Annotated in this window: 1 protein-coding gene and 1 pseudogene; both read left to right on the top strand. The window is 71.7% G+C overall.

Features of this window, described 5'->3' with window-relative positions:
- The coding region (locus ACWDZ6_RS33100) for an SDR family NAD(P)-dependent oxidoreductase (RefSeq protein WP_451505785.1) at positions 1 to 3,352 on the top strand (3,352 nt) is incomplete at its 5' end.
- A gap of 7 nt (positions 3,353 to 3,359) precedes the next feature.
- Positions 3,360 to 8,254 (top strand): annotated as a pseudogene (locus ACWDZ6_RS33095) (type I polyketide synthase); the annotation flags it as partial.

The raw sequence follows: 8,254 nt of genomic DNA, 5'->3' as shown, positions 1-8,254 counted from the left end.
GGTGGGGGAGTTGACCGCTGGTGTGGGGGTGGATGTGGCGGCGGTCAACGGCCCTACCGCGGTCGTGGTCTCCGGTGCTGTGCCGGAGCTGGAGACGGTCGCCGCCCGGGCCGGGGAGCGTGGGGTGCGGTGTAGTTGGTTGCCGGTGTCGCATGCGTTTCATTCGCGGTTGATGGAGCCGATGCTGGAGCCGTTCGCCGAGGTTGCTGCTTCTCTCACGTTCCGCGAGCCGTCGGTTCCTGTCGTGTCGAATGTGACCGGTGGGCTGGTGTCGGGGGAGTTGACGGATCCGGGGTACTGGGTGCGGCATGTGCGCGAGCCGGTGCGGTTCGCCGACGGTCTGGCCACGGTGCGCGGGTTGGGGGTGTCGCGGCTGGTGGAGGTGGGGCCGGAGGCGGTCCTGACCGCCCTGGCCCGCCAGAGCCTCGACGAGACCGACGTGACGTTCGCGCCGTTGATGCGCCGCCCCAAAGACGGCACCACGGCCCGGACCACGCTGCTCACCGCCGCCGCACACCTCCACGCCTCGGGTGTGCCGGTGGACTGGCACCTGCCCGCCCCCGCCCCGGGACGGTATCTGGACCTGCCCACCTACCCCTTCCAGCGCCGGCGTTACTGGTTGTCGGAGTCGTCATCGGCCGCCGCGGTCACCGCGGGTGTGGGTGGGGCGGGGTTGGGTGATGCGGGTCATGCGTTGCTGGCGGCGGTGGTGAGTACGGCTGATGGTGCGGCGACGGTGCTGTCGGGGCGTGTGGGTCTGGGGGGTCATCCGTGGCTGGCTGATCATGCGGTGGGTGGGGTGGTGATTGTTCCGGGTACGGCTTTCCTGGACATGGCGGTTCATGCGGCGGATCTGACGGGGTACGGCGAGGTGGCGGAGCTGGTGATCAGTGATCCGCTGGTGCTGCCCGGGCACGGTGGTGTGGATGTGCAGGTGCAGGTGGTCCGGGCGGGGGAGCAGGCCGAGGTTTCCATCCACTCCCGTCCCGGTCAGGACACCGACTGGACCACCCACGCCACCGGCACCCTCACCACACGCAGCACAAGCCCGGCAGTGGACGATCTTGGCAGCTGGCCGCCGGCGGAGGCCACGCCGATCGACGTTTCCGACAGTTACGCGGAGCTGCACGAGCTGGGACTCCAGTACGGTCCGGCGTTCCAGGGCCTGCGCGCGGCCTGGCGGCACGGCGACGACGTCTACGCAGAGATCGCGCTGCCCGAGGAAATCGACGTCTCGGGTCACACCGTTCACCCGGCCCTGCTGGACGCCGCTTTGCAGGCGGTGGCCCTGCTCGACAGCGGCGGTGGCGGGACGACCGTACGGCTGCCGTTCGCCTGGTCCGGTGTCTCCCTGCTGGCCGAACGGCCGACCCAGCTGCGCGTCAGGCTCACTCTCGATGGCCTCGCGGTGCGGTTGCAGGCGTGGGATCCAGCCGGACATCCGGTGATCTCTGTCGGGTCGCTTGCGCTGCGGGAGCTGTCCGCCGGGTCGCTGGACGCGCCGCCACCCACCGCCGACAACCTGTACGAGTTGGGCTGGATCCCGCGCGGGCCGCTCAAGCCGGTCAGCGATGCGGCAGCCGGCCGCCCGATGGTCGAGCTGGGCGCGATCCCCGCGGAGGGCGAGCTGCCGGAGTGCGTCGTGCTGCGGGCCGGCGGTGGGGAGCCCCGCGCGGCCGTGCACACTGCGCTGGCCGCGTTGCAGGAATGGCTCGCCGACCCGCGCTCGTCCGAGGCGACGCTCGTTGTCCTCACCCGAGGCGCGGTATCGGTCGCGGGCGAGGCCGTGTCGGATCTCGCCGCCGCGGCCGTCCGCGGACTGGTCCGCTCGGCACAGGCGGAGAACCCGGGCCGGATCGTCCTGATCGACGCGGACAGGGACACCGACGCCCCGACCGACGCCCTTCCGCTCGAGGCCCTGGCCGGGCTGGACGAGTCACAGCTGGCCATCCGCGAGGGCGAGGTGTTCGCCGCCCGCCTGCTCCGGGCGACGGTCCCTGCGACGACGTCGCCGGCCACCGACTTCGGCGGCGGCACCGTGCTCGTCACCGGCGCGACCGGCAACCTCGGACAGGTCTTCGCCCGCCACCTCGTCACCGAACGGGGTGTACGGCGGCTGCTGTTGGTCAGCCGCCGGGGCGCGGCCGCGCCGGGAATGCCGGACCTCGTCGAGGAACTCACCGGACTGGGCGCGGACGTTCAGGTGGCCGCCTGCGATGTCGCCGACCGTGCGGCGCTCGCCCAGGTGCTGGCCACGATCCCGGACGACGCCCCGCTCACTGCGGTAGTCCACTCCGCCGGTGTGCTCGACGACGGCGTGACCTCGTCACTGACGCCCGAGCGCGTCGACACGGTCTTCCGGCCCAAGGCCGACGCAGCGCTGAACCTGCACGAACTGACCCGTGACACGGACCTCTCGGCCTTCGTCCTCTTCTCCTCGGCGGCAGGGGTCCTCGGCGCACCCGGACAGGGCAACTACGCTGCGGCGAACGCGCTGCTCGACGCGCTCGCCTCGCACCGCCGGGCCGCAGGGCTGGCAGCTCAGTCGCTGGCCTGGGGCCTGTGGTCGCTCGACGGCGGCATGGCGGGCGAGCTCGGCGAGGCCGACCTCCAGCGTCTCCGGCGGGCAGGGATCGACCCGCTCCCCGAGAAGAAGGGCACCGAGCTCTTCGACCTTGCGGGCAGCTCCGACCGGGCCCTTCTCGTACCGATGCTGCTCGACACGTCCGCCTCCGGTGAGGGCGACGTACCGGACCTGCTGCGCAGTCTGATCCGGGTACCGGGCCGCCGTCAGGCCGCGGCCGGCGCCGACCGTGGTGCTGCCCTGCGCGACCGGCTGGCCGGTCTCGCCCCCGCCGAGCGGCTGGACCGGCTCTCCGATCTGGTGCGCGGGCATGCGGCAACGCTGCTCGGCTACGCCGGTGCCGAGGCGATCGACACGCAGCGTCCGTTCAGCGAGATGGGCTTCGACTCACTGGCCGCCGTCGAGTTCCGCAACGGGCTGGGTACGGCCACAGGGCTGCGGTTGCCGGCCACGCTGAGCTTCGACTACCCGACCACGGCGAGTCTGGCCGCCTTCCTGGCCGAGCAGCTCTTCCCCGACGCCGAGTCCGACGACTCCGCCGAACAGCACGTGCGGCTGGCCCTGCAGCGGATTCCCCTCACCAGGCTGCGCGATGCCGGGCTGCTCGACAGCCTGCTCCAACTCGCGGGCCACTCCGGCCCGTCCAGCGCCGCTCCGTCCAGCGATGCCGGGGACGTCGACGCCGACGTCGACACCATGGACGCGGACGCGCTGATCAGTCTGGCGCTCAATGGCGCCGACTTCGACGACATCGCCGAGGATGTGTGAGGCTCCGATGACCGGAACCGACGAGAAGCTCGTCACGGCGCTGCGTGCGTCCGTCAAGGAGACCGAGCGGCTCCGTGGGCAGCTGCGCAAAATCACGGCGGACAGCCGGGAGCCGATCGCGATCGTGTCGATGGCCTGCCGTTATCCGGGCGGGGTGTCGTCGCCGGAGGATCTGTGGCGGCTGGTCGCCGAGGGGCGCGACGGGGTGTCGCTGTTCCCGGCCGACCGTGGTTGGGACGTCGCCGGCATCTACGACCCGGAGCCCGGCGTCGAGGGCAAGTCCTACACGCGGGAGGGTGGCTTCCTGCACGAGGCGGACCAGTTCGACCCGGCCTTCTTCAACATCAGTCCCAGCGAGGCCCTGATCATGGACCCGCAGCAGCGTCTGTTGCTGGAGGCGTCCTGGGAGGCGTTCGAGCGGGCCGGTATTGATCCCGGGACGCTGAAGGGCAGCCGGACGGGTGTCTTCGCGGGCGTGATGTATCACGACTACCCGTACAACGCCGCGACCGGTGCCATCGCCTCCGGTCGGGTCTCCTACGTCTTCGGGCTGGAGGGGCCGGCGGTGACGGTGGATACGGCGTGTTCGTCGTCGTTGGTGGCGTTGCATCTGGCGGCGCAGGCGTTGCGTTCGGGGGAGTGCTCGCTGGCGTTGGCCGGTGGTGTGACGGTGATGTCGACGCCGGAGACGTTTGTGGAGTTCAGCCGGCAGCGTGGGTTGTCGGCGGATGGCCGGTGCAAGGCGTTCGCGGAGGGGGCGGACGGTACGGGTTGGGGTGAGGGTGTCGGCCTGTTGCTGGTGGAGCGGTTGTCGGATGCGCGGCGGTTGGGGCATCCGGTGCTGGCGGTGGTGCGGGGTAGTGCGGTCAATCAGGATGGTGCGTCGAATGGGCTGACGGCGCCGAATGGTCCGTCGCAGCAGCGGGTGATCCGGCAGGCACTGGCGAATGCGCAGGTCGGTGCGGACCAGGTCGACCTGGTGGAGGGCCATGGGACGGGTACTCGTCTGGGTGATCCGATTGAGGCGCAGGCGTTGTTGGCGACGTATGGGCGGGATCGTGCGGGTGAGCCGTTGTATCTGGGTTCGGTGAAGTCGAATCTGGGGCATACGCAGGCGGCTGCGGGTGTGGCGGGTGTGATCAAGTTGGTGGAGGCGATGCGGCATGGTGTGATGCCGGCGTCGTTGCATGTGGATGCGCCGTCGTCGCAGGTGGACTGGTCGGCGGGTGCGGTGTCGCTGTTGACGGAGGCCCGTACGTGGCCGGTGGTGGGGCGGCCGCGGCGGTCGGCGGTGTCGTCGTTCGGTATCAGCGGGACCAACGCCCACGTGATCCTCGAACAGGCCCCCGTGGTCGAGGACTTGCCCGCGCCCGAGGTGTCCGAGGACATGCCTGGTGCTGAGGATCAGCCCGTGCCCGCGACTGAGGATCTGCCCGGTGTTGCCGGGATTCCGGTGGTGGTGTCGGCGCGGTCGGCGGAGGCGTTGGTTCAGGCTGCGGGGCGGTTGGCGTCCTGGTGGGCTGGGCGTGCGGATGTGGGTGTGGGGGAGGTGGCCTCGGCGCTGGCTGGTGGGCGGGCGGGGCTGGAGCACCGGGCGGTGGTGATCGCGTCCAGCCGGGACGAGGCGATTGATGCCCTGTCGTCGTTCGCGTCCGATGGCACGGGTTCCGTGGTGTCCGCAGGTCCGGGTGCGGGTGTGGTGGTGGGGCGGGTGTTGTCGGGGCGTACGGGGTGGTTGTTTACGGGGCAGGGTTCGCAGTGGCTGGGTATGGGCCGTGAGTTGCATGGGTCGGATCCGGTGTTTGCGGCGGGGTTTGATGAGGCGTGTGCGGCGGTGGATGCCCATCTGGGGCGGCCTCTGCGGGAGGTGGTGTGGGGGGATGATCCGGCGGGGGTGGATGCCACGGTGTTCACTCAGGCGGGTCTGTTTGTGGTGCTGGCCGCTCTGGTGGGGGTGTTGCGGCATTGGGGTGTGGTGCCGGATGTGGTGGTGGGGCATTCGGTGGGGGAGGTTTCCGCGGCGTTTGCTGCGGGGGTGTTGAGTCTGGAGGATGCGGCGCGGTTGGTGGTGGCGCGGGGGTCGTTGATGCAGGCGCTGCCGGCCGGTGGCGGGATGCTCGCCCTGGCCGCGGATCCTCAAACGGTGGGGGAGTTGACCGCTGGTGTGGGGGTGGATGTGGCGGCGGTCAACGGCCCCGCTGCGGTCGTGGTCTCCGGTGCTGTGCCGGAGCTGGAGACGGTCGCTGCCCGGGCCGGGGAGCGTGGGGTTCGCAGTAGCTGGTTGCCGGTGTCGCATGCGTTTCATTCGCGGTTGATGGAGCCGATGCTGGAGCCGTTCGCCGAGGTCGCTGCCTCACTGGCCTATCGCGAGCCGTCGGTTTCTGTTGTGTCGAATGTGACGGGTGGGCTGGTGTCGGGGGAGTTGACGGATCCGGGGTACTGGGTGCGGCATGTGCGGGAGCCGGTGCGGTTCGCGGACGGTCTGGCCACGGTGCGCGGGTTGGGGGTGTCGCGGCTGGTGGAGGTGGGGCCGGAGGCGGTCCTGACCGCCCTGGCCCGCCAGAGCCTGGACGAGACCGACACGGTCACGTTCGCGCCGTTGATGCGCCGCCCCAAAGACGGCACCACGGCCCGGACCACGCTGCTCACCGCCGCCGCACACCTCAACACCTCCGGCCTGCTCATCGACTGGCACCTCCCCGCCCCCACCCCCGCACGCCATCTGGACCTGCCCACCTACCCCTTCCAGCGCCGCCGCTACTGGCAGGACTCGGTGGTGGCGGGGAGCGATCCGCGTCATGTGGGGCAGTCCGCGACCGGGCATCCGCTGCTGGGTGCGGCTGTCACCATTGCCGACACCGGTGGTGTGGTCCTCACCGGGCGGCTGTCCCCGGACAGCCAGCCCTGGCTCGCCGACCACGACATCAACGGCGTCGTGGTCGTGCCGGCATCGGTGCTCGTGGACTTTGCCCTACGGGCCGGCGAGGAAGTCGACTGCACCACCGTCGAGGAGCTGAACCTCACCTCGGCGCTCGTCCTCTCCCGCTCCGACGGCGTACCGGTACAGATCAGCGTCGGTGCGGCCGACGACACCGGCCGGCGTGGCATCAGTATTCATGTCCGCCCCGGCGACGCGGCTGAGTGGGTGCGCTGCGCCTCCGGGACGTTGAGCCCCAGCCGTGCGACCGCTGCGCCGTCGCCGTCGTCGTGGCTCCCGACGGGAGCCGTCCCGCTCGACCTCGACGCCATGTACGAGGCGCTGGCCCGTCGCGGGCACCAGCACGGGCCGGCATTCCGTACCGTGCAGGCTGCCTGGCGCGAGGGAGCCGACCTCTACGCCGAACTCGCGCTGCCCGAGACGGCCGACAGCGGCTCCGCCGCCTCCGCCTTCGTCCTCCATCCTGCGCTGCTGGACGGTGTCTGCCAGCTCATCGCGGCCGAGATCGGAGGCTCGGCCGACGCCCCGATGCTGGCTGCGTCCTGGCGGGGCGTCTCGGTCGAGCCCGGCGGCGGGAGGAAGCTGCGAGCGCTGTTCAGCGGTGGCCGGCTGTCGCTGCAGGACGAGCGGGGCGCCGCCGTCGGCACGGTCGAATCCCTGGTGTTGCGCCCGATGAACCGTGCCGAGCTGGCCGTCGCAGAGACCGCCGTGGACGCGCTGTTCCGGCTGCGCTGGGTGGAGGCGCCGCTGCCCGAGACCGAGGTGACCGGCACAGTGGCGGTCGTCGTCGGACTCGCGGACGTGGCCACCGCTGAGGGCGAGGTCGTGGCCTGCCTCTGCCCGACCCCTGGAACGGCCGACGCGGAGACGGCCCGCTCGTTGACCGCCGAGGTGCTCGCCGTCCTGCGGGCGTGGACGGTCGATCCTGCCAGGGACGGCAGCACTCTGGTGATCGCCACGGTCGGCGGCGATGATGCGGGCGCCCCGGCACCCGCCGCCTCCGCCGTCGCCGGCCTGGTGCGTGCTGCGCAGGCGGAGCACCCGGGGCGCTTCGTCCTGGTCGAGGTGGGCGACGACGCGACGTCCCTCGACAACCGAAGCTGGTGGGCCGTGGCCACCGCCCGCGAGCCGGAGTGGCGGCGGCAGGACGGTGTCTGGCACGTGGCCCGGCTGGAACGCCGACCCCGGGCCGAGGAAGGCCCGGACTGGGGCGACGGCACGGTCCTGATCACCGGAGGCACCGTAGGCCTGGGCGCGCTGGTCGCACGCCGCCTGGTGGCCGAGCACGGAGTGCGGAAGCTGGTCCTTGCCTCGCGGCGCGGCGAGGCGGCGCCGGGCGCGGCGGAGCTCGTCGCGGAGCTGCGCGGCGCGGGCGCCGATGCCCGGGCCGTGGCCTGCGACGTCACCGACCGGGCGTCTCTTGCCGACCTGCTTGCGAGCGTCGGCGACCTGACCGGCGTCGTCCATGCCGCCGGTGTACTGCACGACGCCGTGCTGACCGAGCAGACCGAGGATCACCTCGACGAGGTGTGGGCGCCGAAGGCCGCCGCGGCCTGGTGGCTGCACGAACTCACGCAGGATCTGCCTCTGCGGGCGTTCGTGCTGTTCTCCTCGGTTGCAGGGGTGCTCGGCTCGGCCGGTCAGGCGAACTACGCCGCCGCCAACGGCTTCCTCGACGGACTGGCCGCACGCCGCCGTCAGCAGGATCTGCCCGCGGTCTCGATCGCGTTCGGGCTGTGGCAGGACGCAGGCATGGGTACGACCCTCGACGAGACGGAACTGGCGCGGAGCCTGAGCGTCGGCCTGCCCGCTCTCAGCACCGAACAGGGCCTCGCGCTGTTCGACGCTGCGGTCGCCGGGGAGGAGGCGTCGGTCGTCGCGACCCCGCTGCTGCCCGCCGTGGTCGACCACGCGGGCCAGCGGGCCCCGATGCTGGCCGGCCTGTTCCGCGCCGCGACGGCGCG

This window comes from Streptomyces sp. NPDC002926, from assembly GCF_053591755.1.
This window is presented reverse-complemented; position numbering and strand designations above follow the sequence as displayed.